2 protein-coding genes are annotated in these 1,751 nt (G+C 43.5%); both read left to right on the top strand.

Features of this window, described 5'->3' with window-relative positions; translation table 11 throughout:
- On the top strand, positions 1-903 hold a 903-nt coding region (locus F6K38_RS41120), incomplete at its 5' end, for a phosphotransferase family protein (protein ID WP_287360596.1).
- A gap of 79 nt (positions 904-982) precedes the next feature.
- Positions 983-1,751, top strand: a 769-nt coding sequence (locus F6K38_RS41125) for a T3SS effector HopA1 family protein (protein ID WP_287360597.1), incomplete at its 3' end; no start/stop codon positions are given.

A 1,751-nucleotide genomic window follows, 5' to 3' on the forward strand; every position in this document is an offset into this window, starting at 1 on the left:
CAGATCCTTCATTTTGATCCCGATCATTGCATCCTGGTCTACAACTATCTAAATAACTATCTCGACCTGTTTAGTTTCTACTATCAAAACCAAATTTTCCCTGAAGCGATCGCAACTGATATCGGAAGAGTTTTAGGCAACCTCCATCGTGTTACCTTCAATCAACCAGAATGTCGTAATTTTCTAGACCAGGTACCAAAGGGGAAATCTGCCTATCGGTTTGGCAATCCAGCTAAAGGAATCGGACGGCTTAGCCCAGAGATGTTTGGCTCAATCCCTAACAATGCCTTAAAGTTCTTTGTTCTCTATCAACGTTACCCCAGTCTGGGAAATGCGATCGCAGATTTGGAAACTGACTGGCATCCGAGTTGCCTCACCCACAATGACTTAAAATTGAATAACATTTTGGTTCATAGAGACTGGGAGCAATTCTCAACATCTTCACCACCGGATCAGAGCATGGTGCGACTGATTGATTGGGAACGTTGTGCCTGGGGAGATCCAGCCTTTGACCTTGGAACCATAATCGCCAGCTACTTGGGAATCTGGTTAAGTAGCTTAGTAGTAGACCCCACGATTAAATTAGAAGAATCCTTGGGTCTAGCAGTGACTCCTTTACAAGTGCTTCAACCCTCCATCGCTGCTCTAACCCAAGCCTATCTTACCGCTTTTCCCGGGATTGAGTCGGCTCGTCCCAACTGGCTTAAACGAGTAGTTCAGTTTACCGGTTTGGCACTGATTCACCAAATTCAGGCAATGATTTACTATCAGAAATCCTTCGACAATACTGGAATCTGTATGCTCCAGGTTGCCAAAAGTCTACTCTGCCGACCAAAACAATCTGTGCCAACAGTTTTTGGGATCTCAGAATCAGAACTGACATCAAATCCGGTAATCCCCTAGAAAAGGGTTTTGAGCATACCTGTGAATTGTGAATTGAAAACTGCTATATAGACCTCATCTAATTTTAAATTAAATTACGATGCTATTCGACAACCCTTTTCCCAATCAACAGCAAGCAGCTCTGGAAGACATTGTTAACAACATTGAAATCCAGTCCAATTTTTGTATCAACCATCCCAACTATCAACCCTTCGCCATACCTGATCAAACAGTAGCCCGCTTTCAGCAACTTCCTCAAGACATACAGCATAAGTATCTCAGTCTACTGCTGAGAAATTTCCTCTATGGCATCTATTACAATGGCTATCTGCGCACTCCCCTGGCACTCAACACAAGTCGCGCGGATATAGCACCCCATCAAAACTTAGAGAACAATACCCTGCTGGGAATAGACCTAGAATTTTACCAACAACTCCACGCCAAAAATCAAGGCACAGGCTACTTTGCTCCCAATTGGCAGGTAATCTCAGAAGAAACCGATGGTTCAATAGCCGTCACCAAAGGTAGTTTGACTATGCATATTGAACGGGAGATTCATCTCAAATCTGAGGAAAAATCTGCTACTATCGGCAGCCTCGTTGCCATCCGGATGCCCAAGAATTTAATGCAAAATGGCTTTTATGTAGCAGTGGGTAATGTTGGTCAAGAGCGACAGGGCAATGGTGATATCGATTCTAAAACAGGGCGAATCTATTTTAATCTGACACCAGATGGAGCCCTTGCTGTCATGGATAGCATGACAAAATATTTGAATGCAGCAGCAATTCCTTTCACATTTAAAGTTCTATACAATCCATCGGAATACAAACGCCATGACTGCGGAGTACTCTACTTTGAGCGCTGTGATT

This window comes from Moorena sp. SIO3B2 (assembly GCF_010692525.1).
Classification (GTDB): domain Bacteria; phylum Cyanobacteriota; class Cyanobacteriia; order Cyanobacteriales; family Coleofasciculaceae; genus Moorena; species Moorena producens.